Here is a 26460-nt window from a genome sequence, read left to right on the forward strand (position 1 = left end):
GGGCGCCTGCCAGCGCTTTTCAGCAAGTTTTAAGCATTTGCTGTCATTCAGGAGGGGATGAAGCCTTGTCAGGAGAATCCGATGAAAGCAATGATCTTGCGCGCCGACGCCGCCGATGCGGTGCAAACAGCCCATATTCTGGCCAGCAATGGGTTCCAGACCCTGTGCGTGACCAGCCGCGACCTTGCCCAGGCAATGATCCATGCCGAAATGATCGACCTTATGGTCATGGATCAGCGGGTCGGCACGCAGCTGACCCATACGTTGGCCCTGTCCGCCGAACGGCGCAATCCCTATGTCAGCACCATCATCATGACCGATGAGGGGCGTGAGGTGATGGATGATCTTTATGGGCTGATCCCCAGTCTGTACGCGCTGATCGGCACGCAGACAGAGACGGCGCTGGTTAGCCAGATCTTTTTGTCTGCCGTCGCCAACGCGGCAGAGGTGGCCCGCCGTATTGATCGTCAGCTTGCTGCCGATGCTGCGGATATGGGCGAGGGTGAAGAAGACCTCGACCTGATCGCGCAGGATGATGCAGCCTGTTGGGGCGCAGAAGATGACGCCGCTTCGGCCGCGCCCGCTGCACATGACAGCGTGGCAGATGGGCGGCGCAGCTGGGGCGATTACGCCGATGTGCGCCCGCATCCGGTGCTCAATGCCCCAGCGATGCCGCCGCGCGACGGCGCCATCAAGGCATTTGCCTGATCTGTAACGCAAAAGGCCGCCCTGAAAGGCGGCCTTTGCAAGCGGCCCTCTGGGCCAGTGAACCAATTGGAGCGGGCGAAGAGATTCGAACTCTCGACCCTAACCTTGGCAAGGTTATGCTCTACCCCTGAGCTACGCCCGCATCCGTTGGTGAGGCGTGGATTACAAATACTTGGCGTGGTCCGCAAGGCCAAAATTGCAGAGCCTCGTGTTTTTTGTGGTGTTTGGGGCAGCGACAGGGGGGGCGGGGTGAACCCCGCCCTACGGCAGACAGCCTTGGCGGGGTGCCAGCTGGTCAGGGGGGCCTCCGGCGGGAGTATTTTTGGAAAAGAGAAGTGCAAGGGCGGGGCGCAAGTGGGTGTTGCGCCCCTTTGGGCAGATTATTCCAGCTCGACCAGCAGATCCTTGGCGTCGATCTGGCTGCCGGGCTGGACATGCACGGCCTTGACCACGGCGTCACGTTCCGCATGGATGCCGGTTTCCATCTTCATCGCCTCGATCGTCAGCAACAGATCGCCTGCCTTGACCTGTTTGCCCGCCACTGCCGCCACGCTGGCCACGACACCGGGCATCGGGGCGCCGATATGGCCCGTGTTGCCCAGTTCTGCCTTGGGGCGCTGGACCTTGTCGGCGGCGGCAAGACGGTTCATCACCCTGATCGTGCGGGGCTGGCCGTTGAGTTCGAAGAACACCTTGACCTCGCCATCCTCGTTCATGTCGGCCACGGCCTGCATGCGGATTTCGAGGGTCTTGCCGGGGTCGATTTCGGCGGCGATTTCCTCGCCCGGTTCCATCCCGTAAAAAAAGGTCCGCGTCGGAAGGGTGCGCACGGGGCCATAGATTTCGTGGCGCGCGGTGTAATCCATGAACACTTTGGGATACATCAGGTATCCGTTCAGATCCTCGTCATCGATGATCACATCCTCGAATTTCACCTGCAAATCCGCCTTGGTCTTGGCAAGATCAACGGGGGCGAGCGCCTTGCCCGGACGGTCGGTCTGTGCTGCCTCGCCTTTGAGGATCTTTTTCTGCAACGCCATAGGCCAGCCACCTGGCGGTTGGCCCAGATTGCCGCGCATCATGTCGATCACGCTGTCGGGAAAAGAGACATCGACTTTCGGGTCCTCGACCTGCGCGCGGGTCAGGTTCTGGCTGACCATCATCAGTGCCATATCGCCGACGACCTTGGAGGATGGCGTGACCTTGACGATATCGCCGAACATCTGGTTCACATCGGCATAGGTTTGCGCCACCTCGTGCCAGCGGTCTTCCAGCCCCAAGGACCGCGCCTGTGCCTTGAGGTTGGTAAACTGCCCGCCGGGCATCTCGTGCAGGTAAACTTCTGACGCGGGGGCCTGCAGCCCCGATTCGAAGGCCGTGTAATGTGCGCGGACCTGTTCGAAATAATTGCTGATCTCGCGGATCGCCGCGATATCAAGGCCGGTGTCGCGGTCGGTGCCGCGCAAAGCCTCGACAATCGAGCCCAGTGTGGGTTGCGATGTGTTGCCCGAAAAGGAATCCATCGCCGCATCGATGCAATCCACACCTGCGGCTGCGGCTGCCAGCACCGTGGCAATCGCCGCACCCGATGTGTCATGCGTGTGGAAATGCACTGGCAGGCCGATCTCGTCCTTCAGCGCCTTGATCAGAATGCTGGCCGCGGCGGGTTTGAGCAGCCCCGCCATATCCTTCAGCCCCAGCACATGGGCGCCGGCCGATTCCAGATCCTTTGCCATGGCGACATAATATTTCAGGTCGTATTTGCTGCGCGCAGGGTCCAGCAAATCGCCGGTATAACAGATCGTGCCTTCGCAGACCTTGTTCGCGTCGATCACTGCATCCATCGCGACGCGCATGTTTTCGACCCAGTTCAGGCTGTCGAAGACGCGAAACACATCAACACCCGAAATCGCCGCCTGCGCGACAAAGCTTTGCACGACATTGTCAGGGTAATTGGTATAGCCCACGCCGTTGGAGGCGCGCAGCAACATCTGCGTCATGATATTGGGCATGGCAGCGCGGATATCGCGCAGCCGCTGCCACGGACATTCCTGCAAGAACCGGTAAGCCACATCAAATGTCGCCCCGCCCCAGCATTCAACGCTGAACAAACCGTGCATTTTCGCGGCATAGGCGGGGGCGGCATTGATCATGTCGATCGACCGCATCCGCGTGGCCAGCAAGGATTGATGCCCGTCGCGCATTGTCGTGTCGGTGATCAGCACCTGTTTTTGGTCGCGCATCCATTGCGCCACGGCCATTGGCCCTTGGGTGTCAAGGATGTTGCGGGTGCCCGGCGTCAGGTTGCTGGTCGGTTTCACCGGCGGGCGCGGCAGGCGGATATCTGCGGCGGGGCGCGCACGACCTGCGGTTTCGGGATGCCCGTTGACGGTGATATCCGCGATATAGGTCAGGATTTTGGTCGCGCGGTCGCGGCGCTTGGTGAAATTGAAAAGGTCCGGCGTCTCGTCAATGAATTTGGTGTGATATTCATTGTTCAGAAAGGTCGGATGTTTCAGCAGGTTTTCGACAAAGGCGATATTGGTCGATACCCCCCTGATACGAAATTCGCGCAAGGCGCGGTCCATCCGCGCAATCGCCATTTCAGGCGTGGGGGCGCGGGCGGTGACCTTGGTTAGCAAACTGTCGTAATAGCGCGTGATCACCGCCCCCGAATAGGCCGTGCCACCATCGAGCCGGATGCCCGGCCCCGTGGCGCTGCGATACATCTGGATGCGCCCGTAATCGGGGATGAAATTGTTTTGCGGGTCTTCGGTCGTCACGCGGCATTGCAGGGCATGACCGTCAAGTTTGACATCATATTGCGAAGCACAGCCCGTTGCCTCGACCAGTGATTTGCCTTCCGCGATCAGGATTTGCGCGCGCACGATGTCAATGCCGGTGACTTCTTCGGTGACGGTATGTTCGACCTGCACACGCGGGTTCACCTCGATGAAAAAGAAATCCCCGCTGTCCATATCCATCAGAAATTCGACCGTGCCGGCACATTCGTAATTCACATGGGCGCAGATTTTCTTGCCCAGATTACAAATATGTTGGCGCTGCACCTCGGAAAGATACGGGGCAGGGGCGCGTTCCACCACCTTTTGATTGCGCCGCTGGACCGAACAATCGCGTTCCCACAGATGGTAGATCTGGCCATGGCTGTCGCCCAGAATCTGCACCTCGACATGGCGGGCGCGCATGATCATCTTTTCGAGATAGCCTTCGCCATTGCCGAATGCGGCTTCAGCCTCGCGCCGGCCTTCGCGGACTTTTTCTTCGAGTTCCTTTTCATTCATGATCGGGCGCATCCCGCGCCCGCCACCGCCCCATGACGCCTTGAGCATCAGGGGATAGCCCACCTCGGCCGCCTGTTTGCGGATCAGGTCCATGTCATCGCCCAGCACTTCTGTCGCGGGGATGACCGGCACGCCAGCCTCTATCGCCACACGGCGCGCGCTGGCCTTGTCACCCAACTGGCGCATGGTTTGCGCTTTGGGGCCGATAAAAGTGATCCCGTGTGATGTGCAGGCATCGACGAAATCGGGGATTTCCGACAAAAGGCCATAACCCGGGTGGATCGCATCCGCGCCGGACATCTTGGCGACGCGGATGATTTCGTCAATCGACAGATAGGCCGCGACCGGCCCCATGCCTTCGCCGATCCGGTAAGCCTCGTCCGCTTTGAAACGGTGCAGGCCCAGCTTGTCTTCTTCGGCATAGACGGCGACGGTTTTTTTGCCCATCTCGTTGGCGGCGCGCATGATGCGGATCGCGATTTCGCCACGGTTGGCAATCAGGATTTTCTTGAATTCGGTCATTGTCGTCCCCTTCGCAGTTGCAGCATTGGTAAGCGGCAAATCTGGAGACGTCCAGATGGTTAAGGGGTTTGGCGCAGGCAGGCGGGCAGGTCTTTGAGGCTGCGCGCGCCCAGCTGGCCCATGTTGGAAATCATGTCCTGTCGCAGGATATCCAGCACATGAGCCGCCCCCGCCTCGCCCATCGCGGCAAGGCCATAATGAAAGGCGCGGCCCAGCATCACGAAATCCGCCCCCAAGGCCAGCGCGCGCAAAACGTCCAGCCCGCCTTCTATGCCGCTATCGAAAATCACCGGCAGCGGGGTGGCAGCACGGATCGCGGGCAGGGTTTCGATACTGGCGGGGCCGCCGTCGAACTGCCGGCCTGCATGGGTGCTGACCCAGATTGCATCCGCCCCTTCGTCGGTCAGGCGGGCGGCATCAACGGCGCGGCCCACGCCCTTGACCACCAAAGGGCCATCCCATGCATCGCGCAGGGCCTTGAAATAATCCCAATCCGGCGAGGTGCGCAAAAGGTAGCCGATGTGCTGGTTGGAGGGCAGCGAGCCTTTGACCTGACTATAGCTTTCCATCAGCCGTAGGCGCGGCATGCCGGTCTGTCTAATGCCCAGCAGCCAAGCCGGACAGCGCGCCGCCTGCAACGCCAGCCGTGGCGTCAGTTTCGGCGGCTGCGTCAGCCCGCCGCGGGTTTGGCGTTCGCGCCGCGAGGCGACGGGCACATCGACCGTCAGCACTAGGGTGTGAAACCCCGCACTCTTTGCGCGGTTCAAGATATCGTCGCGGATCACCGGATCGCGCGGTGGATAAAGCTGGAACCAGCCCTGATCGCCTGCATGCGGGCCGACATCCTCTGGCAGCTGGCTGGCCACGGTGGACAAAGTATAAGGGATGTTTTCGCGCGCGGCCATGCGCGCCAGCATCTGTTCTGCCCCTGGCCAGATCAGCCCCGACATGCCCAAGGGCGCAATCCCGATCGGCAGCGGATGGTCGCGCCCCAGCAGGGTGGTGGACAGATCGGGCGCGAATTCGCCATGCAGGATCGAGGGGTTCAGCAGCACCTGATCCAGCGCGGTACGGTTGCGCCTTTGCGTGGCCTCGACCCCTGTCGCGCTGTCAAGATATTCCCAGACGAAATGCGGGATACGGCCCCGCGCACGGGTTTTCAGGTCGGATATCGCGGGGTATTTTGCATGGGCGTTCATGCCGCGACGTTAGGGTGGATTTCGCGCCATTTGCAATGGCTGCGATGCCTCCGGCGGGGATATTTTTGCTCGGAAGATGGGATGGAACGGAAGTAGAACAAGGCTTTTCATGGCGCGGTGATGGCGCTATGTCTGGGGAATGAGTGATTATTCCGAAGATGATGCCTTTGAGGCGGCCGCCGTTCCGTTGAGCCAGCGCGCGATGGCGCGGCCTGCGATGCCCTATCTGGACGGGCTGAACCCTGCGCAACGGCAGGCGGTGGAAACGCTGGACGGGCCGGTCTTGATGCTGGCGGGGGCGGGGACCGGCAAGACCAAGGCGCTGACCAGCCGGATCGCGCATGTGCTGGCCACACGGTCCGCGCGCCCGCAAGAGGTGTTGGCAGTCACATTTACCAACAAAGCCGCGCGCGAGATGAAGCACCGCATCGCTGCGTTGATGGGCGAGGCGGTGGAAGGTCTGCCATGGTTGGGGACGTTTCATTCGGTCAGCGCCAAACTGCTGCGCCGTCATGCCGAATTGGTGGGGCTGCAATCGAGTTTCACGATCCTTGATACCGACGACCAGTTGCGCCTGCTCAAGCAATTGGTCGTGGCATCCGACATCGACGAAAAACGCTGGCCGCCGCGGATGCTGGCGGGGATCATAGATAGCTGGAAAAACAAGGCGCTGACACCCGACAAGGTGCCTGTCGCCGAAAGCGGGGCCTTTGACGGCAAAGGTGTGGATCTTTACGCCGCCTACCAGCGCCGTCTGATCGACCTGAATGCTGTCGATTTCGGCGATATCCTTTTGCATATGGTCACGATCTTCCAAAAACACCCCGATGTGCTGCGCCAGTACCAAACGCGGTTTCGCTATATTCTGGTGGACGAATATCAAGATACCAATGTCGCCCAGTATCTGTGGCTGCGCCTGCTGGCGGCGGGGCACAAGAATATCTGCTGCGTGGGCGATGATGACCAGTCGATCTATGGCTGGCGCGGCGCCGAGGTCGGCAATATCCTGCGGTTCGAGGCGGATTTTCCGGGCGCCCATGTGGTGCGGTTGGAAGAAAATTACCGGTCTACCCCGCATATCCTTGCTGCTGCGTCAGGCGTGATTGCCGCCAACAAGGGCCGGTTGGGCAAGACCTTGTTCACCTCTGTCGAGGAAGGTGAAAAGGTACGCCTGATTGGCCATTGGGACGGCGAGGAAGAGGCGCGCTGGATCGGTGAAGAAATCGAGGCGAGCCAACGCGGCACCCGTGGCATGGCGCCCTTGGGACTGGACAGTATGGCGATCCTTGTGCGTGCCAGCCACCAGATGCGCGCGTTCGAGGACCGCTTTCTGACTATCGGTCTGCCCTACCGCGTGATCGGCGGGCCGCGATTCTATGAGCGGATGGAAATCCGCGATGCGATGGCCTATTTCCGGCTGGCCGTATCGCCCGCCGATGATCTGGCGTTTGAGCGGATCGTGAACACGCCCAAGCGGGGCTTGGGCGACAAGGCGATCCAGACGATCCAGCGCACCGCGCGTGCCAATCGCGTGTCGCTGGTTGAAGGCGCGCGGCTGGTCTGCCAAGGGCGGCTGCTGGGTGGCAAGGGGTTGAAAGAGCTGACAGAACTGGTCGCAGGGCTGGACCGCTGGCACGCACAGCTCCGCGCCGAGGCGGATACCCATGTCGCGCTGGCCGAGATTATTCTGGACGAGAGCGGCTATACAGGTTTCTGGCAGAACGACAAAACGCCCGAGGCACCGGGACGGCTCGAAAACCTCAAGGAACTGGTCAAAGCGCTGGAGAATTTCGAGAATCTGCAAGGGTTTTTGGAACATGTCAGCCTGATCATGGATAACGAGACCGAGGAAGCGGGCGAAAAGGTCAGCATCATGACCCTGCACGCGGCAAAGGGGCTGGAATTCCCTTCTGTGTTCCTGCCAGGCTGGGAGGATGGGCTGTTCCCCTCGCAACGCTCGATGGATGAAAGCGGGTTGAAAGGGCTTGAGGAGGAACGCCGCCTTGCCTATGTCGGCATCACGCGCGCCGAAGAGCTTTGCACCATTTCCTTTGCTGCCAACCGCCGCGTTTACGGCCAGTGGCAATCGCAGATGCCGTCGCGGTTCATCGATGAATTGCCCAGCCGCGATGTCGCGGTGCTGACGCCGCCGGGCCTTTATGGCGGCGGGTTCGGGGCGGCGGGGATGGCGGCCAGTGCGTCCCCTGCGATCATGGGGGCGGCGGGGTCTGACCTGCACCAAAAGGCGCATGACGCCGATGTCTATAATTCGCCAGGCTGGCGGCGGCTGCAGACCCGCAGCCAACAGCGCGGTTTGGGCGTCCCGTCCGAGGCGCGCAACATGACGATCGACGTGACTGCGATCTCCGCCTTCAGCGTGGATGATCGCGTGTTCCACCAGAAATTCGGCTATGGGAACGTGCTGGGGATTGAGGGCGACAAGCTCGAAATCGCCTTTGACAAGGCCGGGACCAAACATGTCGTCGCGCGGTTCATCGTCAGCGCGGATGCCGCCGATGACGTGCCGTTCTAACCCACAAGCATCGGCCATAATGACGTCACCAACAGCAATGCCATGGTGATGTTGAACATGCGCAACCGGCGCGCCGTGCCCAGCCAGCGGCGCAGCTGTACCCCGATCCAGGCCCAGATCGTGACGGCGGGCAGGTTGGTTGTGGCGAAAACCCCCGCCACCATCAGCGACCCCACGACCAGCCCGCGGTCCTGCGGCGCATAGGCGCTGATCGCGGTGATTGCCATGAACCAGGCCTTTGGGTTGACCCATTGGAACGCGGCTGCCTGCAAAAAGGTAAACGGCTTGCCCGTGACCTTTTTCGCCTCTGGCGGCACTGCATTGGCGATTTTCCAGGCCAGCCACAGCATATAGGCGGCGCTGACGACTTTCAGCACGATATTCAATGCAGGATAGGTCAGGAAAACGCCCAAAAGAACGACACCGACCATGAACACCATAAATGCATGACCGGCCGATATGCCCAGCATATGCGGCAATGTCCGCCGCAACCCGTAATTGGCCCCCGATGCCATCAGCATCACATTATTCGGCCCCGGTGTGACAGACGAGGCAAAGGCAAAGCCCACAAGGGCGATCAGGATGTCATAACTCATCACGCAACAATAGTGGGTAAATCGCGCAATGTAATTGCCAAGTTGCGTAGTTTTGGGTTATGAATGCAATATATGACGACTATAGACAAGATTAACGCCGATATATTGCACACTCTGTCCCGCGATGGCCGGATCAGTAATTTGCAGCTCGCCGAACAGGTCGGGCTGTCGCCTTCGGCCTGCCTGCGCCGCGTGCAGGAACTGGAACGCAGCGGAGTGATCAAAGGCTATCGCGCGCGGCTTGATCCTGCGCAGACGGGTCGGGCCTATGTGGTCTATGTCGCTGTGGGGCTGTCGGAACATACCAAGGCCGCGCAAATGGGTTTTGAGGCAGCAATGCAAGGCGCGGATCAGGTGACGGAATGTCACAACGTGGCAGGCGCGTTCGAATACATGCTGCGGGTCGAGGTCGCAAATCTGCCCGCCTACAAGGCGTTTCACACCGATATCCTTGGCACTGTGCCGCATGTGCGCGCGATCACCAGCTATATGGTCATGGGATCACCCAAGGATACGCGGGCCTGATCCGCCGACTTCTTATTTCCAAAAATACTCCGGGGGGACCCCGGAATTAATCCGGGGTGGGGGCAGCGCCCCCTGCAACCGCGCATAAAAAAACGGCCATGCCCGGGAGGAGGTGGGCATGACCGTTCTCTTTTATCAGCGCCTCCTTGCGTCTCGGGAGGAGAAGAAGCAAGGCGCGTCCTCGCCAACTTTGCCCGGGAGGAGGTGGGCGCCGTCGGCGGTAAAATCGGTCCCAGCCCGGGAGGAGGTGGGCGGTTCCGAAACCTGTGTCATAAAGCGGCGGCACCCGGGAGGAGGTGGGCGCCGCCGCCTTAATCATGACCCCTGGCTCCGGGAGGAGGTAGAGCGCGGGGGTCTGTCAGATCTGCCTTTTCAGGGAGGAGGCAGCAGATCCGATTCTTGAATTACTTGCCGTAAGCGGCTTCGAATGCGATGCCCCGCAGCGCAGAGCGCGACAGGCCCAGGTCCGCGAGATCGCGGTTGGACAGGGACTGCAATTCGTTCAGCGTGGTCTGAAACACTTTGCGCTTGGCCATCTTGTCGGACAGCGTGGCGCGCAGGCTGGCCAGACGATCCGAAAATGGGATGCTTGTCGGAAGCGTGATGTTAAAGGTTGTCATGTCACTACTCATTTCGTTGTACTGGTCGCGGCAGGCTCGCCGTTCGCTTGTGTCCATCATGTAAGATAATGCTGCACCTGCACAATGGCTGATCGGTCAATGCTGCTATGCAGAAAATGCATAAGTTATGCTGACCTAATGTCATCTGAGTGTTGCAAAATTAGGCAGGTGGGGCTGCGCCCTTGCGTCTTGCTCAAAACGTGCCAGAAGTTGACGGAAAAACAGGCGCATTTGAAAAGGAGCCGTCGATATGGCCGTAACCCAAGAAAACATCATGACCGCCCTGGCCCGGATCACGCTGCCCGATGGCGGTGATATCGTGGGGCGTGACATGGTCCGCGCGCTGACGATCGACGCAGGCAAGGTCAGTTTCGTGATCGAAGCTGAGACGCCCGCCGCCGCCACGCGTTTGGACGGTGTGCGCCGTGCGGCTGAACAGGTCGTGCTGGCCTTGCCCGGTGTTGACAGCGTCGCCGCCATATTGACGGCCCATGGCCCCGCGCCGAAACCTGCTGAACCACCGTCGCTCAAGATCGGCCGCCATCCGACCCCGCAGGCCGGCCCCGCCAAGGTCAGCGGTGTGGACCGCATCCTTGCGATCGGGTCCGGCAAGGGCGGGGTCGGCAAATCCACCGTGTCGTCCAACCTTGCCGTGGCGCTGGCGCGGCAGGGGCGGCGGGTCGGTCTGCTGGATGCCGATATCTATGGCCCCAGCCAGCCGCGTATGATGGGCGTGAACAAACGCCCCGGCAGCCCTGATGGCAAGACGATCATCCCGCTGCAGGCGCATGGTGTCACGATGATGTCCATCGGCTTGATGATGGACCCCGACAAGGCGGTCGTCTGGCGCGGCCCGATGCTGATGGGCGCGCTCCAGCAAATGCTGGGGCAGGTGGCCTGGGGCGAACTTGACGTGTTGCTGGTCGATCTGCCGCCGGGCACCGGTGATGTGCAGCTGACGCTGTGCCAGAAAACCGAACTGACCGGGGCAATCGTGGTCAGCACGCCGCAGGATGTGGCGCTGCTGGATGCGCGCAAGGCGCTGGATATGTTCAACACGCTGAACACGCCGATTCTGGGCCTGATCGAAAATATGTCCACCTATATTTGCCCCAGCTGTGGTCATGAGGCGCATATTTTTGGCCATGGCGGCGTGGCGGCCGAGGCTGACAAGATCGGTGTGCCGTTTCTGGGCGCCTTACCCATTGACCTTGATACGCGGCTGGCGGGCGATGCCGGCACGCCGATTGCGGCAGGATCGTCACCCATGGCCGAGGCTTATGCCACCATCGCGCGCCGCCTGATCGCGGGCGGCATGGCGTGATCACGATCCGGCGGGCGGTTGCGGCGGATTTCGACGCGCTTTGGCCGATCCTGCGTGATGTGTTTCGCGCAGGCACGACCTATGCCGTTGATCCTGCGATCAGCAGGGACGCCGCTTTCGCCTATTGGATGCAACAGCCCGCCGCGACCTATGTGGGGGTGCTGGATGGTGCTGTGGTCGGCACCTATTATATCCGCACCAACCAGCCGGGCGGTGGTGCGCATATCTGCAACTGCGGCTATATCGTGGCCCCTGCGGCGCGCGGGCAGGGGCTGGCCGCGCAGATGTGCCTGCATAGCCAGGATCAGGCGCGCGCTATGGGCTATCTTGCGATGCAGTTCAATTTCGTGCTCGCCAGCAATCAGGGCGCTGTCCAGTTGTGGCACCGGCTTGGCTTTGCCACCATTGGCACCATTCCCGATGCGTTCCAGCACCCCGAACAGGGGTTTGTGGCGGCGCATGTGATGTACAAACGCCTGAGCTGACGCGTTGTCGGGAATTCATGGAATCAATCACGCATCCGAATCATTTTCATGAGGTTTGCGTGAATGAAGGCGAGCAATGATCTGCAAAACTGATGCCAAAGGTGGCAGAACTGCGGTTTCTTTGCATCATGCACAAAACACCTGACACTGCTTTATATAGTGTGCCATTTCGCACCGTCCGCAACATCTGCGCATAATTGGTCCAAAACGCGGCGAAATGATTCCCATGGATGATGGCGGTTTGCCCATCGAGTTCCATGAAATCCCAAAAAATCCTTGATCACAGCTTCGCGCGATGGCAGAAGTGTTGCACGGTGATGACGGACACGACTTCAAAGGGGCAAATCAAGAACCCCAACCGGCAAAAGCAGGTTTCATACAGGCTTCGGCATCACTTCAAAAACGATCCGGCGCGTGAGCGAGCAGACATCCCCCCAGGTGGCACGCGCAGTCGGACTTTCCCAGAGATGGGACGAGGGCGGCGGATTGTGCAGTGGCAGCAGCACAATCCGCCGTTTTCACATCCGGAAGCGCGTTCCGGACGGACAAGGTGAGGCAGAGGGCGTTGGAACTGAATTTCACGGGCGAACACACCCAAAAGGTGGACAGCAAGGGGCGCATGTCGATCCCGGCTGACTTTCGTCGCGTGCTGGAATCCGGTGACCCCGAATGGACCCCCGACCGCACCCCGCGCATGTATCTGCTTTATGGTGATCATCTTAAAAATCAGCTTCAGGGCTATAGCGTTGCCGAATTTGGCAAGGTTGTGGACCAGATCAACGCTTTGCCGCGCGGGTCCGAGCGCAAGCAGATCCTGTCGCGCCTGATTATCGGCCAGTCGATCAAGCTGGACGTGGACAAGGATGGGCGCACTGTCATGCCGATCAAGCAGCGCCAGAAACTGGGCATCACCGATGGTGAATTGACCTTCAGCGGCCTTGGCGACCATTTCGAGATCTGGAAGGCCGACCGCTATGACAGTGACGTGTCCAGCACGCTGACAGCCTATCTTGCGGACAAGCCCGAAGGCTATGATCCGCTGATCCTGCTGGACGGATAGGCCCGAAATGTCCGCTGCCGCAGATCAAACCCCGCATATACCTGTCCTGATCCGGCCTTTGATTGCCGCTGTCGGCCCCGTGACGGGGGTCTGGCTGGATGGTACATTCGGCAATGGCGGCTATACCCGTGCGCTGCTGGCCGCAGGCGCGCACAAGGTGATCGCGGTGGACCGTGATCCGCTGGCGTTCCAGATGGCCGCCGGTTGGGTTGCGGATTATGGCGACCGCATCGTGATGCAGGAAGGCGTGTTTTCCCAGCTTGATACCTATGCGCAGGATCTGGATGGCGTGGTGCTGGACCTTGGCGTCAGCTCGATGCAGCTTGATCTGGCCGAACGCGGCTTTTCGTTCATGCGTGACGGGCCGCTGGATATGCGCATGTCGCAATCGGGCCTGTCGGCGGCTGATCTGTGCAATGACGCAGAGGAGGCCGAACTGGCCGATATCATCTATCTTTACGGTGAAGAACGCGCGTCGCGCCGTATCGCCAAGGCGATTGTCGCTGCCCGTCCGCTGACGACCACGGGCCAGCTGGCGAAAATCGTCGAAAGCTGCCTGCCGCGCGCCAAGCCCAACCAGTCGCATCCCGCCACCCGCACCTTTCAGGCGCTGCGGATCGCGGTGAACAATGAATATGGTGAATTGGCGATGGGGCTGATGGCCGCCGAACGCGCGCTGAAACCGGGCGGGCAACTGGCCGTCGTGACCTTTCATTCGGTCGAGGACCGGATGGCCAAGCGGTTCTTGCAGGCACGTTCGGGCAACAACGCCAATGCCAACCGCTATGCGCCGGAAACCACGCAGGTGACCCCCGCCTTTCGCATCGACAAACGCAAGGCGATCGGGCCGGACGAACAGGAACTGGCCGAAAATCCACGGTCACGCTCGGCCAAGCTACGGGTGGCGATCCGCACTGATGCGCCCGCGCAAAGCCTTGATCCGGCGGATCTGGGCATGCCGATGATGCGCAAGAAGGGGGGCCACTGATGCGGGGTTTTCTTTATGTGTTTGCGGCATTGGCGGTCATTGCTTCGGGGTTCTGGGCCTATCAGGAAAACTATACCACGCAGGCAGCCGTGCGCGAGGTACGCGGGCTTTATACCGAAATTGGTGCTGCGCATGACCGGTTGCAGATGCTGCGCGCGGAATGGGCCTATCTGAACCGGCCCGACCGGCTGGCGGATCTGGCGGATCTGAATTTCGACCGGCTGGGCCTGTTGTCTTTGCAGCCAGAGGCGTTTGGACATGTGGACCAGATCATCTATCCGATCCCGCCGATCCAGCCGATCACCGACCCGATTGAAATCTCCAATGACACGCTTGACCTAGGCGAGGACCCATTGTGATGCGCACGCCGCTGCGGCCCCTGGCCCGTATCCTCAAAGCCCGCGAGACGGGCGAAAACCCTGATATGATCGAGGCCGAAAACCGCGCCCGCCGCCATGCCGCCACACAGGACAAGGCGCGCAGCCGTGCCGAAGGCCGGTTGCTGTTGCTGGGGCTGATGTTCTTTTGCGCCTTTGTGGTCATCGGCGGGCGGATGGGCACGCTCGCCTCGTCGGTCCCAGAAGAGCCGCGCGCGGCCGCCGAAGGCAACCCGATCATCGGCCAGCGCGCCGATATCGTGGACCGCAACGGGCGGTTGCTGGCCACAAACCTTGATACATTCTCGCTTTATGCGCATCCGCGCCAGATGGTCGACCCCGCGCGCACAGCGGCGCAGCTGGCGGCGATCTTTCCGGAAATGGATGCCGACAGGCTGCTGACTGATTTCACCGGCGAACGGCGCTTTTTGTGGCTGCGCCGCCAGATGAGCCCCGAACAGATGCAGGCCGTGCATGACATCGGTAGCCCCGGTCTGCTGTTTGGCCCGCGCGAAATGCGCCTTTACCCCAACGGATCGCTGGCCGCGCATATTTTGGGCGGCACGCGCTATGGCCGCGAAGGCGTGTCCAGCGCCGAGGTGATCGGCGTGGCCGGCGTCGAGCGCCAGTTTGACCCTTTCCTGCGCGACCCCGCCAATGAAGGCGCGCCGCTGCAATTATCCATCGACCTATCGATTCAGGCCGCCACTGAACGGGTGCTGGCGGGCGGCATGGCGCTGATGAATGCCAAGGGTGCCACAGCTGTCTTGATGAATATCCATTCGGGCGAGATTATCGCCATGGCCTCCTTGCCCGATTTCGACCCCAACAGCCGCCCGCAGGTTGCCATTACCGGCGATCAGTCCGACAGCCCTTTGTTCAACCGCGCGGTGCAGGGGGTTTACGAGCTGGGATCGGTGTTCAAGATCTTTGCCGTCGCTCAGGCGATGGAACTGGGACTGGTAGACGCCGACACGATGGTCGATACCACCAGCCCGCTGACTTGGGGGCGTTTCCGGATCCGCGATTTCCGCAATTACGGGGCGCAGAACAGCGTGACCAAGGTGATCGTGAAATCCTCCAATGTTGGCACGGCGCGGATCGCGATGCAGATTGGCGCAGAAAGACAGCGTGATTTCCTTGGCCAGCTTGGGCTTTTGCAGGCAACACCTGTTGAATTGATCGAAGCGCCGACCGGCGCTCCCTTGTTGCCCAGCAATTGGTCCGAGATTTCGACGATGACGATTTCCTATGGCCACGGCCTGTCGTCGTCGCCTTTGCATCTGGCGGCGGCTTATGCAGCGATGGTCAACGGCGGCACCAAGGTCGCACCGACCCTGCTGCGCAATCCAGACCCGCAACCCGGCCCGCGCGTTATCAGCGCCGCGGTCAGCCAATCCGTTGTCGATATGCTGCGCGCAACAGTGACCGAGGGCACAGCCTCTATGGGCGATGTCGCGGGCTATGCCGTTGGCGGCAAGACCGGCACTGCGGACAAGCCGCGCGCGGCGGGTGGTGGCTATTACGACGACAAGGTCATCGCGACTTTTGCATCGGTGTTTCCGGCCAGTGACCCGCAATATGTGCTGATCACCACGCTGGATGAACCGGTGGAAACATCCGGCACCGAGCCGCGCCGCACCGCAGGCTGGACCGCTGTGCCTGTCGCTGCTGAAATCATCCGCCGGACAGCGCCTTTGCTGGGCCTGCGCCCGCAGATGGACATGGGCGACCCTGACAGTATAGTACTGACCGCGAACTAAGAGGGCCTGTGATGACGACATTGACCGCGCTGGGACTGACGGCAGCGCAGGGCCGCGATGCGACCATCACATCCCTGGCCGTGGACAGCCGCGATGTGATCAAGGGCAGCCTGTTCGCCGCCTTGCCGGGGGCAAAGGTCCATGGTGCGGAATTCATCCAATATGCGCTGCGCATGGGCGCTGCTGCTGTGCTGACCGATGCCGCAGGTGCGCGGATCGCCGCGGATGTACTGGCCGCCAGCGACGCCGCAGTGATCGTCGCCGAAGACCCGCGCCAGACGCTGGCGCAGACGGCCTCGCTGTGGTTCGGGGCGCATCCGGGGATTGTTGTTGCGGTGACGGGAACCAATGGCAAGACATCGGTGTCCAGCTTTTGCCGCCAGATCTGGGAAGAGATGGGGCTGGCCGGCGTCAACCTTGGCACCACCGGTGTCGAGGGTGCCTGGGCCTATCCGCTGAAACACACAACTCCCGAACCGATCACCCTGCACCGCGTGCTGGCCGAGGCCGCAGGCCACGGGATAACCCATGTCGCGATGGAGGCATCATCGCACGGGCTGGACCAGCGCCGCCTTGATGGCGTGGTGCTGGCGGCGGCGGGTTTTACCAATTTCACGCAGGACCATCTGGATTATCACGGCACGTTCGAGGCGTATTTCGCGGCCAAGATGGGCCTTTTCACCCGTGTGCTGGCCGAGGATGGCGTGGCCGTCGTCAATCTGGACGATCCCAAGGGGCCGGTCGTTGCCGCGATCTGCACCCAGCGCGGGCAAGAGGTGATCGGCGTTGGGCGCAGTGATGACGCCCGCCTGCGCCTGACCGGCCAGCGGTTCGATGCGACGGGTCAGGATCTGTTGTTCACATGGCAGGGGCGTCCGCATCATGCACGCCTTGCGCTGATCGGCGGGTTTCAGGCGGAAAACGTGCTGCTGGCGGCCGGATTGGTGATCGCCGCAGGGGCTGATCCGCTGGAGGTATTCGCCGCCTTGTCGCAGCTTGGCACCGTGCGAGGCCGGATGGAACTGGCCGCGACCCGCGCCAACGGGGCGGCAGTATTTGTCGATTATGCCCATACGCCTGATGCCGTGGAAACCGCGCTCAAGGCATTACGCCCGCATGTGATGGGCCGGATCGTGGCGATCATCGGGGCAGGCGGCGACCGTGACAGCACCAAGCGCCCGCTGATGGGCGCTGCAGCGGCGGAATTTGCCGACAGCGTGATCGTCACCGACGACAACCCCCGTTCCGAAGACCCCGCCAGCATCCGTGCCGCCGTTCTGGCCGGTGCGCAGGGTTGTGACAGCCTGTCCGAGGTCGCCGACCGCGCCGAGGCGATCCTGCGCGGCATCGACATGCTGCAACCGGGTGACGCGCTGCTGATCGCGGGCAAGGGCCATGAAAGCGGGCAGATCATCGGGGATACGATCATGCCGTTTGACGATGTCGAACAGGCCAGCGTTGCCGTCGCAGCCTTGGAGGGGCGGATATGACCGCACTTTGGACCGCCCAACAGGCCGTCGCCGCGACACAAGGTGTTACACAAGGCGATTGGGTCGCGACAGGCGTGTCGATCGACACACGGACCTTGCAGCCGGGCGATCTGTTCGTGGCCCTGAAAGATGTGCGCGACGGGCATGATTTCGTCGCCATGGCGTTGGAAAAAGGGGCTGCTGCCGCACTTGTCAGCCACCGCCCCGACGGTGTCGCATCCGATGCGCCGCTGTTGGTCGTCCCTGACGTGCTGAAAGGGCTGGAGGCGCTGGGCATCGCTGCGCGCGCGCGCAGCACCGCGCGGATCGCGGCAATCACCGGATCGGTCGGCAAGACATCGACCAAGGAAATGCTGCGCACCGTGCTGAGCCGCCAAGGCAAATGCCATGCCGCAGAGGCGTCTTATAACAACCACTGGGGCGTGCCGCTGACGCTGGCGCGGATGCCTGCCGATGCCGATTTCGCGGTGATCGAGATCGGGATGAGCAATCCGGGCGAAATCGCGCCTTTGTCGCGCATGGCCCGCCCGCATGTGGCGATGGTCACGACCGTGGCAGCAGCGCATCTGGCGTCGTTCGAAAGCCTTGCGGGGATCGCGGCTGAAAAGGCCACCATCGTCGACGGGCTGGAACCGGGCGGGATCGCGGTGCTGAACGGCGATGTTGCGACAACGGCGATCCTGCAGGACCGCGCAGGCGATATCGGCGCGCAGATCGTGCTGTTTGGTGAAACCGCAGGCGCATGGCGGATCAGCGATCTGCGCATCTCGCGGGATGTGACGGTGATCGGTGCCACCTCGCCCGGGCATGATTACCTGTTCAAACTGTCAGTGCCGGGGCGGCATTTCGGGCTGAACGCGGTGGGTGTGCTGGCGGTGGTGGCCGCGCTTGGGGCGGACCCTGTCGCAGCGTCGCTTGATCTGGCACTTTGGGTGCCGCCTGCGGGGCGTGGCACGCGCGAGATCATCCAGCTTGATCTGGCCAATGAATTCGAAACGATTGACCTGATGGACGATGCGTTCAACGCCAATCCCACATCGCTTGCCGCATCGCTCGAGGTGATCGCCGCAGGCCAGCCGCAAGACGGGGTCGGGCGGATCGTCAAGGGGCGCAAGATCGCCATTCTGGGTGATATGCTGGAATTGGGCACGGACGAGGTCGCGATGCATGCTGCCATGGCGCAGAACCCCCATCTGCAGCAGCTTGACCTGATTCATTGCGCAGGGCCGTTGATGCGCCATCTGTGGGAAGCTTTGCCGCAGGGCAAACGCGGGCAATGGGCGGCCACCGCGGCTGAACTTGCCGCGCAAGCCACGCGGCTGGTGGACACAGGCGACGTTGTGCTGGTCAAAGGATCAAAAGGCAGCAAGGTATCGCTGGTCGTTGACGCGATCCGCAAACTCGGGCATCGCCGCGGTGATGAATAACAGGATCAACTCATGTTTTACTGGCTGACGGCACTTTCGGATGGCGGCGACGTCTTTAACCTGTTTCGCTATATCACCTTTCGTGCCGGTGGGGCCTTTTTGACGGCGTTGGTCTTTGGGTTCATCTTTGGGCGGCCGCTGATCAACGTGTTGCGGCGCAAACAGGGTAAGGGCCAGCCGATCCGCAGCGACGGCCCTGAAGGGCATTTCGCCAAGGCCGGCACGCCGACGATGGGCGGTTTGCTGATCGTGGGGGCGCTGACTTTTTCCACGCTGCTCTGGGCGCGGCTCGATAATCCGTTCGTCTGGATGGTGCTGTTTGTGACGCTGTCCTTTGCCGCTATCGGTTTTGCCGATGATTACGCCAAAGTGTCCAAACAGACGACATCGGGCGTGTCGGGCAAGGTGCGTATCCTGCTGGGCATCACCATCGCGGCGATTGCGGCCTATTGGGCGGCGCAATACCATCCCGACGATCTGACCAACCGATTGGCTGTGCCGATCTTCAAGGACACGCTGATCAACCTTGGCATCCTGTTTGTGCCTTTCGCGGTGATCGTGATCGTGGGGTCGGCCAATGCGGTCAACCTAACTGACGGTCTGGACGGTCTGGCGATCATGCCGGTGATGATCGCGGCAGGCACTTTCGGGGTTATCGCCTATGCTGTCGGTCGCGTTGATTTCACGCAATATCTGGATGTGCATTATGTGCCAGATACGGGTGAATTGCTGATCTTTACCATGGGGTTGATCGGCGGCGGTTTGGGGTTTTTGTGGTATAACGCGCCCCCCGCTGCCGTGTTCATGGGCGATACCGGATCATTGGCGCTGGGCGGCGCGCTGGGCGCGATTGCCGTGGCGACCAAGCATGAAATCGTGCTGTCCATCGTCGGTGGCCTGTTCGTAGTCGAGGCGCTCTCGGTCATTATCCAAGTGCTGTATTACAAGCGCACCGGAAAGCGGGTGTTCTTGATGGCCCCGATCCACCATCATTATGAAAAGCAAGGCTGGTCCGAACCGCAGATCGTGATCCGCTTCTGGATCATCGCGCTGATCCTTGCGATGGTCGGTCTTGCCACGCTGAAGGTCCGGTGATCCGATGATCCCGGTGCGCGGATATGACGGAGCGATCGTCGCGGTGCTGGGCATGGGCCTGTCGGGGCGTGCCGCGGCGCAGGCCTTGCAGGCGGGCGGTGCGCATGTCGTGGTTTGGGATGACGGGCAAGCAGGGCGTGATCTGGCGCAAACCGCAGGCTATGCGCTGCGCGACCTGACTAAAACGGCGTCCTATGACGGTGTCGCGGCGCTGATCGTCAGCCCGGGCATTGCGCATCTTTATCCTGCGCCACACCCCGCTATTGCCGCTGCTTGGGCCGTAGGCGTGCCGGTAGACAATGACATCGGGCTGTTTTTTCGGTCTTTTGCCACCGACGATTGGGACGGGTTCGAGACGACCCCCCGCGTCGTGGCCGTCACCGGATCAAACGGGAAGTCCACCACATCGGCGCTGATCCACCACATATTGGCCGAAAGCGGGCGACCTGCGCAGCTGGCGGGCAATATCGGGCGCGGCGTGCTGGATATCGAACCCGCCCGCGATGGCGAGGTTGTGGTGCTGGAACTGTCCTCTTACCAGACCGATCTGGCGCGTGCGCTGACGCCCGATGTGGCGGTGCTGACCAACCTGTCGCCCGACCATCTGGACCGGCATGCAGGACACGGTGGCTATTTCGCGGCCAAACGGCGGCTGTTTGCCGAAGGCGGCCCTGACCGCGCGGTGATCGGTGTCGATGAAAACGAAGGCCGCTATCTGGCCAACCAGCTGGCCCAAGGGGTAGGCGACGACCGCGTTGTGCTGGTGTCCTCGGGGCAGAAGCTGACCGAGGCTGCATGGTCTGTTTTCGCGCGCAAGGGGTTTTTGTCGGAATACCGGCATGGCCGGCAGGTCGGGTCCATTGACCTGCGTGCCATTGCCGGATTGCCCGGCGCGCATAACCACCAGAACGCCTGCGCGGCCTATGCGGTCTGCCGCACATTGGGGCTTGGCCCGCGCGCGATCGAGGCGGCGATGCAATCTTACCCCGGCCTGCCGCACCGTAGCCAGCTGGTCGCGGACCGCGGCGGTGTGCGGTTCGTCAACGACAGCAAGGCCACCAATGTTGACAGCGCGGCCAAGGCGCTGCAGGCCTTTGCGCGTATCCGCTGGATATGCGGCGGTCTGCAGAAAGAGGGCGGGCTGGACGGGCTGCTGCCGCATCTGGCGCAGGTCGCCAAAGCCTATGTCATCGGGCGCGAGGCGGCGGATTTCGCCCGCCAATTGCCCGGCGTCCCGACAGAGGTCTGCACCACCATGGCCCGCGCTGTCGCGCTTGCCGCGGCAGAGGCTGAACCGGGCGATGTTGTCCTGCTGGCACCCGCGGCAGCGTCGTTCGATCAATATGACAATTTCGAACAGCGCGGCGCGGATTTCATCACCTGCGTCGGCGCCGCGGTGGCGGGTCAGTCTGATTGATGGGCAATGCGCAGGCGGCGTAGGGTGGGTCAGGACCCGCCTTGCCCCTGCCGGATCGCCTGACCTGCGGCCCATCCAGATGACCAGGCCCATTGAAAATTATACCCGCCCAACCATCCGGTGACATCGACGCATTCACCGATGAAATAAAGGCCGGGCACAGCCTTGGCCGCCATGGTCTGCGATGACAGGGCGTCTGTATCGACACCGCCCAGCGTCACTTCTGCGGTCCGGTACCCTTCGGACCCTGACGGTGTGACCTGCCAATCCGCAAGCGCTGCGCAGATGGTGGCAAGCCGCGCGTCGCTTTGGTCGGCCATTGTCCCCGTCAAGGTCAGCCCTTCGGCCAGATAATCGACAAGCCGCGCCGGTAGATAAAGCGACAAGATCGTTGTCAGTGCCTTGCGCGGATCGCTGTGCCGGTGGCCTTGCAAGGCGCCCAGCAGATCGGTGCCGGGGGTCAGGTTCACGCTGATCGGATCGCCTTCGTCCCAGTAAGACGAGGCTTGCAGTACTGCAGGTCCCGACAGCCCGCGATGGGTGAACAACAGCGCCTCGTCAAAACCGGTTCCGCCCGCTGTGACCCGTGCGGGTGCCGCCACGCCTGCCAGCGGCTTGAACCGTTCATCCGAAAAGGTGAGCGGGACCAATCCGGGGCGCGGCGTCACCAGCGGCAGCCCAAAACGGGCCGCGATCTGATAGCCAAGGCCGGTCGCGCCCATTTTGGGGATCGACTTGCCGCCGCTGGCCACCACCAGATTGCGGGCCGTCACGGCCTGATCGCGCCCGTTGCGGGTCAACGTCACGGTGAAATCGGTCCCGTCATGGCCAATCTCGCCCAGCTGCGTGTCAAGCCACAGCTCTGCGCGCGCGCGCACCATTTCCGCGCGCAACATCGCAATGACATCCTTGGCCGATGTATCGCAGAACAACTGCCCCAGCGTCTTTTCGTGCCATGGGATGCGATGCGCATCGACCAGCGCGATGAAATCCCATTGCGTATAGCGCCCCAGCGCGGATTTCGCGAAATGCCTGTTCTGGCTGATGAAATTATCTGCTGCTGTATGCAGATTGGTGAAATTGCACCGCCCACCCCCCGAGATGCGGATCTTTTCGCCCGCCGCGCGCGCATGGTCCACGACCAGCACGCCCGGCCCTGCATGGGCCGCGCACATCATGCCTGCGGCACCGGCACCAATGATCAATGTCTGCACTTTCATGCACAGCGATGTCGCGCGGATCGCGGTCGGGTGCAAGAGCGCAGTTTTCCAGTGGAATCGCACGCAAATGCGGTCTATGATGCCAACAGACCCGGACAACGGGCGATCGAGGCAAATTGGCGGTGATCCATGACGGAAATGGTCTATGGTGCGGTTCCGGTGCAATCCGGGGACGCGGTTCTTCCACGTTGGTGGCGGACGATTGATAAATGGACCTTGTCCTGTGTGCTGGTCCTGTTCGGGATCGGGCTTTTGCTTGGCTTTGCCGCATCCCCGCCGTTGGCCGCCAAGAACGGGCTGGAGCCTTTTCACTATGTGATGCGTCAGACGGTGTTCGGCGGGACGGCCATTGCCGTGATGATCGCCGTGTCGATGATGTCACCTGTGATGGTCCGCCGCCTTGCAGTCTTGGGTTTTTTTGGGGCGTTTGTGTCGCTTTTGTTGCTGCCGGTCTTTGGCACCGATTTCGGCAAAGGGGCGACGCGCTGGTATTCGCTGGGGTTCGCATCGGTGCAGCCGTCGGAGTTTCTCAAGCCCGGCTTTATCGTGATGACCGCGTGGCTGCTGGCCGCCTCGACCCAGTTGGGTGGGCCACCCGGCAAGCTTTATTCCTTTGTCCTGACAATGATGGTCGCCCTGCTGCTGGCGTTCCAGCCTGATTTCGGACAGGCCGCATTGATCATGTTCGCATGGGGTGTGATGTATTTCGTGGCAGGCGCGCCGATGACCCTGCTGATCGTATTGGCCGTGGCGGTGTTTTTTGCCGGCACGCTGTTTTATGCCAATTCCGAACATTTCGCCCGCCGGATCGACGGGTTCCTGTCGCCTGACGTTGACCCGACGACGCAGCTGGGCTTTGCCACCAATGCGATCCGCGAAGGGGGCTTTTTCGGCGTGGGCGTGGGCGAGGGGCAGGTGAAATGGTCACTGCCCGATGCGCATACCGATTTTATCATCGCTGTCGCCGCCGAGGAATACGGGCTGGTCTGTGTCATGGTAATCATCGCGCTTTATGCCACCATCGTCGTGGGGTCGCTGTTGCGCCTGATGAAAGAACGCGATCCGTTCATCCGGCTGGCGGGAACAGGGCTTGCCTGTATCTTTGGCGCGCAGGCGATGATTAACATGGGCGTCGCCGTGCGGCTGTTGCCGGCCAAGGGGATGACCCTGCCTTTCGTGTCTTATGGCGGATCGTCGCTGATTGCGGGCGGCATCGCAATTGGCATGTTGCTGGCCTTCACCCGGTCGCGCCCGCAAGGCGAGATTGGCGATATCCTGATGCGCCGGGCCAACCGATGAAAGCGCCTTTGATGATCATCGCGGCCGGTGGCACCGGCGGGCATATGTTCCCCGCGCAGGCGCTGGCCGAGGCGATGCTGGCGCGCGGCTGGCGCGTGAAACTATCCACCGATGCGCGTGGCGCGCGGTACACGAGCGGCTTTCCCGATGCCGTCGAGGTCAGCACCGTCGGCAGTGCGACTTTCGCCCGTGGTGGTCTGGCGCAAAAACTCGCGGTGCCGTTTCGCATTGCCGCTGGCATCGTGGCGGCGAAGTGGCGGATGTTGCGCGACCGGCCTGCGGTTGTCGTGGGTTTTGGTGGCTATCCCGCAATCCCCGCAATGACCGCCGCCTGGGCCTTGCGCGTACCAAGGATGATCCATGAACAAAACGGCGTCTTGGGGCGCGTCAATCAATTGTTCGCGCAGCGGGTGGATCAGGTGGCCTGCGGCACGTGGCCGACCGTGCTGCCTGCGGGTTTGACCGGCATCCACACTGGCAATCCGGTCCGCGCATCGGTGCTGGACCGCGCGGGCGCGCCTTACATCCCGCCGGGGGATTACCCGATGGCGCTGTTGGTGCTGGGTGGGTCGCAGGGCGCGCGGATCATGTCCGATGTCGTGCCTGCCGCGATCGCCGCCTTGCCCGACCCTCTGCGCGCCAATATCCGCGTCAGCCATCAGGCAAGGGCCGAGGATATGGACCGCGTCGCCCGCTTTTACGCCGAGGCTGGAATTTCGGCCGATGTGCAGACCTTTTTCACCGATATCCCCGCCCGGATGAGCGAGGCGCAATTGGTCATCTCGCGCTCGGGCGCATCGACTGTCGCCGATGTCAGCGTGATCGGGCGGCCCGCGATCTGGGTGCCGTTTGCGGCTGCTTTGCGCGATGAACAAACCGCCAATGCGCGGCAACTGGTCGATGCAGGGGCTGCATTGTTGATGACAGAAGGCCAGTTCAATGCGCCCAACCTGACGATGGCGCTGCAAAACCTGTTGTCGGATGACGCGATGGCCGCCGATATGGCGCGCAAAGCAGTGGCCTGCAGCGTGCCGGACGCCACCGACCGGCTTGTGCAATTGGTTGAAAATCTGGCAGAGGCGCGCAAGAAATGATGGATGGAACCCCCGTGATGAATGCATCAACGAAACTGCCCCTCGATGTGGGGCCGATCCATTTCGTCGGCATCGGCGGCATCGGCATGTCCGGCATCGCCGAGGTGTTGCTGAACCACGGCTACCGTGTGCAAGGCTCCGACCTGAAGGCGACCAAGATCACCGACCGGCTCAAATCACTGGGGGCGGTGATCTTTGAAGGCCAGCGCGCCGAAAATCTGGCAGGGGCCGAGGTTGTCGTGATCTCCTCTGCGATCAAGCCGGGCAATCCCGAACTTGACGCTGCGCGCGCCACGGGTCTGCCGGTGGTGCGCCGCGCGGACATGCTGGCCGAATTGATGCGCCTGAAATCCAACGTCGCTGTGGCCGGCACGCATGGCAAGACGACAACAACCACGATGGTTGCGGCCCTGCTGGACGAAGGCGGCATTGACCCCACAGTGATCAATGGCGGGATCATCCATGCTTACGGGTCCAACGCGCGGATGGGGCAGGGCGAATGGATGGTGGTTGAAGCCGACGAAAGTGACGGCACCTTCAACCGCCTGCCTGCAACGATTGCCATCGTCACCAATATCGACCCCGAACATATGGAACATTGGGGAACAATCGAAAACCTGCGCAAAGGGTTCTACGATTTCGTCTCCAACATCCCGTTTTACGGATTGGCCGTCTGTTGCACCGACCACCCCGAAGTGCAGGCGCTGGTCGGCCGCATCACCGACCGCCGTGTCGTGACATTCGGTTTCAACGCGCAGGCCGATGTGCGCGCGATCAACCTGACCTACAAGGCCGGTGTGGCGCATTTCGACATCGCCCTGCAATCCGAGGATCAGGTGATCGCAGGGTGCAGCCTGCCGATGCCCGGCGATCACAACGTGTCCAATGCGCTGGCCGCTGTTGCCGTGGCGCGGCATCTGGGGCTGAAAAAGGATGAAATCCGCGCCGCCTTGGCCGGTTTTGGCGGCGTGAACCGGCGCTTCACAAAGGTTGCCGAAGTGAACGGTGTCACGATCATCGACGATTACGGCCATCATCCGGTGGAAATCGCCGCCGTGCTGCGCGCCGCGCGGCAGGCCACCACGGGCCGCGTGATCGCGGTGCATCAACCACACCGGTTCAGCCGGTTGTCGCATCATTTCGACGAATTCTGCGCCTGTTTCAACGATGCCGATGTTGTCGGCATTTCCGAGGTGTATGCCGCAGGCGAAGACCCGATTGCCGGTGCCAGCCACGCCGATCTGGTCGCGGGCCTGATCCGGCATGGCCACCGCCACGCGCGCATCGTCAATTCCGAGGATGATCTGGAACGTCTGGTCCGTGAACAGGCCAAACCGGGCGACATGGTCGTCTGCCTTGGCGCAGGCACGATCAGCACCTGGGCCAATGGCTTGCCCGCAAGGCTGCAAGGCTGAT

At 61.8% G+C, this 26460-nt stretch carries 21 protein-coding genes and 1 tRNA gene; 16 read left to right on the forward strand and 6 right to left on the reverse strand.

Annotated features, from left to right (window positions below):
* Window positions 1-81 precede the first annotated feature (81 nt).
* The gene (locus ACPF9B_RS03195) at window positions 82-708 is read left to right on the forward strand and encodes a hypothetical protein (RefSeq protein WP_007205423.1); all 627 of its coding nucleotides are present in this window, start codon (window positions 82-84) and stop codon (window positions 706-708) included.
* Between the two features lie 67 nt (window positions 709-775).
* Here ACPF9B_RS03195 and ACPF9B_RS03200 read toward each other — a convergent pair.
* From ACPF9B_RS03200 to ACPF9B_RS03210, 3 genes are all read right to left on the reverse strand, one after another.
* A tRNA-Gly gene (locus ACPF9B_RS03200) sits at window positions 776-850 on the reverse strand.
* A gap of 238 nt (window positions 851-1088) precedes the next feature.
* On the reverse strand, window positions 1089-4532 hold the full coding sequence (gene pyc, locus ACPF9B_RS03205) for a pyruvate carboxylase (RefSeq protein WP_424179192.1): 3444 nt from the start codon (window positions 4530-4532) through the stop codon (window positions 1089-1091).
* A 59-nt stretch (window positions 4533-4591) separates the two neighbouring features.
* Entirely contained in the window at window positions 4592-5731 is a 1140-nt protein-coding gene (locus ACPF9B_RS03210) for an alpha-hydroxy acid oxidase (protein ID WP_424179194.1), read from the reverse strand.
* Between the two features lie 139 nt (window positions 5732-5870).
* Between ACPF9B_RS03210 and ACPF9B_RS03215 the strand changes: the two genes are divergently transcribed.
* A complete protein-coding gene (locus tag ACPF9B_RS03215; RefSeq protein ID WP_424179196.1) occupies window positions 5871-8264 on the forward strand; it encodes an ATP-dependent helicase in 2394 nt (797 codons plus the stop codon).
* On the opposite strand, the gene ACPF9B_RS03220 is transcribed toward ACPF9B_RS03215, so the two are convergent.
* The gene (locus tag ACPF9B_RS03220) at window positions 8261-8860 is read right to left on the reverse strand and encodes a LysE family translocator (RefSeq protein WP_424179198.1); all 600 of its coding nucleotides are present in this window, start codon (window positions 8858-8860) and stop codon (window positions 8261-8263) included. The genes ACPF9B_RS03215 and ACPF9B_RS03220 overlap by 4 nt on opposite strands.
* Window positions 8861-8932: 72 nt before the next feature.
* On the opposite strand from ACPF9B_RS03220, the gene ACPF9B_RS03225 reads away from it, so the two are divergent.
* A complete protein-coding gene (locus tag ACPF9B_RS03225; protein ID WP_424179200.1) occupies window positions 8933-9385 on the forward strand; it encodes an Lrp/AsnC family transcriptional regulator in 453 nt (150 codons plus the stop codon).
* Between the two features lie 404 nt (window positions 9386-9789).
* On the opposite strand, the gene ACPF9B_RS03230 is transcribed toward ACPF9B_RS03225, so the two are convergent.
* Entirely contained in the window at window positions 9790-10005 is a 216-nt protein-coding gene (locus ACPF9B_RS03230) for a DUF1127 domain-containing protein (RefSeq protein ID WP_007205417.1), read from the reverse strand.
* Window positions 10006-10255: 250 nt separating this feature from the next.
* Between ACPF9B_RS03230 and ACPF9B_RS03235 the strand changes: the two genes are divergently transcribed.
* The 10 genes from ACPF9B_RS03235 to murD all read left to right on the forward strand — a co-directional run bounded on the left by ACPF9B_RS03235 (window position 10256) and on the right by murD (window position 21431).
* On the forward strand, window positions 10256-11329 hold the full coding sequence (locus ACPF9B_RS03235) for an Mrp/NBP35 family ATP-binding protein (RefSeq protein WP_007205416.1): 1074 nt from the start codon (window positions 10256-10258) through the stop codon (window positions 11327-11329).
* Window positions 11326-11814 (forward strand): N-acetyltransferase family protein, encoded by a 489-nt coding sequence (locus tag ACPF9B_RS03240; protein ID WP_424179202.1) that lies wholly within the window; start codon window positions 11326-11328, stop codon window positions 11812-11814. The genes ACPF9B_RS03235 and ACPF9B_RS03240 overlap by 4 nt, the downstream gene beginning before the upstream one ends.
* A gap of 565 nt (window positions 11815-12379) precedes the next feature.
* Window positions 12380-12874 (forward strand): division/cell wall cluster transcriptional repressor MraZ, encoded by a 495-nt coding sequence (locus ACPF9B_RS03245; RefSeq protein ID WP_007205413.1) that lies wholly within the window; start codon window positions 12380-12382, stop codon window positions 12872-12874.
* Window positions 12875-12881: 7 nt separating this feature from the next.
* The gene (rsmH, locus tag ACPF9B_RS03250) at window positions 12882-13862 is read left to right on the forward strand and encodes a 16S rRNA (cytosine(1402)-N(4))-methyltransferase RsmH (protein ID WP_424179204.1); all 981 of its coding nucleotides are present in this window, start codon (window positions 12882-12884) and stop codon (window positions 13860-13862) included.
* Entirely contained in the window at window positions 13862-14221 is a 360-nt protein-coding gene (gene ftsL, locus ACPF9B_RS03255; protein WP_007205411.1) for a cell division protein FtsL, read from the forward strand. Before rsmH ends, ftsL begins: the two co-directional genes overlap by 1 nt.
* Window positions 14221-16002, forward strand: coding sequence for a peptidoglycan D,D-transpeptidase FtsI family protein (locus tag ACPF9B_RS03260; RefSeq protein ID WP_007205410.1), 1782 nt, complete (start codon window positions 14221-14223; stop codon window positions 16000-16002). The genes ftsL and ACPF9B_RS03260 overlap by 1 nt, the downstream gene beginning before the upstream one ends.
* 11 nt (window positions 16003-16013) lie before the next feature.
* Window positions 16014-17492: a UDP-N-acetylmuramoyl-L-alanyl-D-glutamate--2,6-diaminopimelate ligase gene (locus ACPF9B_RS03265; RefSeq protein ID WP_424179207.1), complete on the forward strand. Its 1479-nt coding sequence runs from the start codon at window positions 16014-16016 to the stop codon at window positions 17490-17492.
* A complete protein-coding gene (locus ACPF9B_RS03270; protein ID WP_424179209.1) occupies window positions 17489-18919 on the forward strand; it encodes a UDP-N-acetylmuramoyl-tripeptide--D-alanyl-D-alanine ligase in 1431 nt (476 codons plus the stop codon). Before ACPF9B_RS03265 ends, ACPF9B_RS03270 begins: the two co-directional genes overlap by 4 nt.
* Before the next feature lie 12 nt (window positions 18920-18931).
* On the forward strand, window positions 18932-20014 hold the full coding sequence (gene mraY, locus ACPF9B_RS03275) for a phospho-N-acetylmuramoyl-pentapeptide-transferase (RefSeq protein ID WP_424179211.1): 1083 nt from the start codon (window positions 18932-18934) through the stop codon (window positions 20012-20014).
* 4 nt (window positions 20015-20018) lie between these two features.
* On the forward strand, window positions 20019-21431 hold the full coding sequence (gene murD, locus ACPF9B_RS03280; protein WP_424179213.1) for a UDP-N-acetylmuramoyl-L-alanine--D-glutamate ligase: 1413 nt from the start codon (window positions 20019-20021) through the stop codon (window positions 21429-21431).
* A gap of 29 nt (window positions 21432-21460) precedes the next feature.
* Here the strand turns inward: murD and ACPF9B_RS03285 are convergent, their stop codons facing one another.
* Complete coding sequence (locus ACPF9B_RS03285; protein ID WP_424180331.1) at window positions 21461-22651, reverse strand: NAD(P)/FAD-dependent oxidoreductase; 1191 nt, start codon at window positions 22649-22651, stop codon at window positions 21461-21463.
* Window positions 22652-22780: 129 nt separating this feature from the next.
* Between ACPF9B_RS03285 and ftsW the strand changes: the two genes are divergently transcribed.
* Genes ftsW through murC form a run of 3 tightly spaced genes read left to right on the forward strand, consistent with a single transcriptional unit; the run spans window position 22781 to window position 26459 of the window.
* Entirely contained in the window at window positions 22781-23950 is a 1170-nt protein-coding gene (ftsW, locus tag ACPF9B_RS03290) for a putative lipid II flippase FtsW (RefSeq protein ID WP_424179215.1), read from the forward strand.
* Window positions 23947-25044 carry a UDP-N-acetylglucosamine--N-acetylmuramyl-(pentapeptide) pyrophosphoryl-undecaprenol N-acetylglucosamine transferase gene (locus ACPF9B_RS03295; RefSeq protein WP_424179217.1) on the forward strand — a complete coding sequence of 366 codons (1098 nt, stop codon included), beginning with the start codon at window positions 23947-23949 and terminating at the stop codon, window positions 25042-25044. The genes ftsW and ACPF9B_RS03295 overlap by 4 nt, the downstream gene beginning before the upstream one ends.
* 17 nt (window positions 25045-25061) lie before the next feature.
* Window positions 25062-26459 carry a UDP-N-acetylmuramate--L-alanine ligase gene (murC, locus tag ACPF9B_RS03300; RefSeq protein WP_424180333.1) on the forward strand — a complete coding sequence of 466 codons (1398 nt, stop codon included), beginning with the start codon at window positions 25062-25064 and terminating at the stop codon, window positions 26457-26459.
* Window position 26460 lies beyond the last annotated feature (1 nt).

This window comes from Yoonia sp. TsM2_T14_4, from assembly GCF_049602355.1.
Classification (GTDB): Bacteria; Pseudomonadota; Alphaproteobacteria; order Rhodobacterales; family Rhodobacteraceae; genus Yoonia; species Yoonia vestfoldensis_A.

Coding starts and splice junctions, on each gene's coding strand:
- ACPF9B_RS03195 (WP_007205423.1), top strand. CDS start 82: ATGAAAGCAATGATCTTGCGCGCCGACGCCGCCGATGCGGTGCAAACA.
- pyc (WP_424179192.1), bottom strand. CDS start 4,532: ATGACCGAATTCAAGAAAATCCTGATTGCCAACCGTGGCGAAATCGCG.
- ACPF9B_RS03210 (WP_424179194.1), bottom strand. CDS start 5,731: ATGAACGCCCATGCAAAATACCCCGCGATATCCGACCTGAAAACCCGT.
- ACPF9B_RS03215 (WP_424179196.1), top strand. CDS start 5,871: ATGAGTGATTATTCCGAAGATGATGCCTTTGAGGCGGCCGCCGTTCCG.
- ACPF9B_RS03220 (WP_424179198.1), bottom strand. CDS start 8,860: ATGAGTTATGACATCCTGATCGCCCTTGTGGGCTTTGCCTTTGCCTCG.
- ACPF9B_RS03225 (WP_424179200.1), top strand. CDS start 8,933: ATGACGACTATAGACAAGATTAACGCCGATATATTGCACACTCTGTCC.
- ACPF9B_RS03230 (WP_007205417.1), bottom strand. CDS start 10,005: ATGACAACCTTTAACATCACGCTTCCGACAAGCATCCCATTTTCGGAT.
- ACPF9B_RS03235 (WP_007205416.1), top strand. CDS start 10,256: ATGGCCGTAACCCAAGAAAACATCATGACCGCCCTGGCCCGGATCACG.
- rsmH (WP_424179204.1), top strand. CDS start 12,882: ATGTCCGCTGCCGCAGATCAAACCCCGCATATACCTGTCCTGATCCGG.
- ftsL (WP_007205411.1), top strand. CDS start 13,862: ATGCGGGGTTTTCTTTATGTGTTTGCGGCATTGGCGGTCATTGCTTCG.
- ACPF9B_RS03260 (WP_007205410.1), top strand. CDS start 14,221: ATGCGCACGCCGCTGCGGCCCCTGGCCCGTATCCTCAAAGCCCGCGAG.
- ACPF9B_RS03265 (WP_424179207.1), top strand. CDS start 16,014: ATGACGACATTGACCGCGCTGGGACTGACGGCAGCGCAGGGCCGCGAT.
- ACPF9B_RS03270 (WP_424179209.1), top strand. CDS start 17,489: ATGACCGCACTTTGGACCGCCCAACAGGCCGTCGCCGCGACACAAGGT.
- mraY (WP_424179211.1), top strand. CDS start 18,932: ATGTTTTACTGGCTGACGGCACTTTCGGATGGCGGCGACGTCTTTAAC.
- murD (WP_424179213.1), top strand. CDS start 20,019: ATGATCCCGGTGCGCGGATATGACGGAGCGATCGTCGCGGTGCTGGGC.
- ACPF9B_RS03285 (WP_424180331.1), bottom strand. CDS start 22,651: ATGAAAGTGCAGACATTGATCATTGGTGCCGGTGCCGCAGGCATGATG.
- ftsW (WP_424179215.1), top strand. CDS start 22,781: ATGACGGAAATGGTCTATGGTGCGGTTCCGGTGCAATCCGGGGACGCG.
- ACPF9B_RS03295 (WP_424179217.1), top strand. CDS start 23,947: ATGAAAGCGCCTTTGATGATCATCGCGGCCGGTGGCACCGGCGGGCAT.
- murC (WP_424180333.1), top strand. CDS start 25,062: ATGAATGCATCAACGAAACTGCCCCTCGATGTGGGGCCGATCCATTTC.